General features: G+C 56.0%; 1 pseudogene. It reads right to left on the reverse strand.

Features of this window, described 5'->3' with window-relative positions:
• Positions 1-112: 112 nt before the first annotated feature.
• Positions 113-252 (reverse strand): annotated as a pseudogene (locus tag SB786_RS37015) (IS3 family transposase); the annotation flags it as partial.

The following is a 252-nucleotide window of genomic DNA, read 5'->3' on the forward strand; positions in this document are numbered from 1 at the left end:
CTGGCGAGGTCGCCCAATCCGTTCCGGGCGTCGTGAAGCTGACTAACATGTTGCATATACGCGAAGCCGGACATTGATCGAGTGACCCTGTCTCGTTTCCACGTACAGCAAGTCATGCGGCGATCAATCCGGCCTCGCAGTCGACAGGCGTATGGAAGTCGATTGATGTGTGCAGGCGTTGCCGATTGCAACAGGCTTCGGTCCAATCGACGATGCCCAAGCGATCTTGGGCACTTGTTTCGTAGTGAAGCT

Source organism: Burkholderia sp. SIMBA_062 (assembly GCF_046534765.1).
In the GTDB taxonomy this organism is placed as follows: Bacteria; Pseudomonadota; Gammaproteobacteria; order Burkholderiales; family Burkholderiaceae; genus Burkholderia; species Burkholderia ambifaria.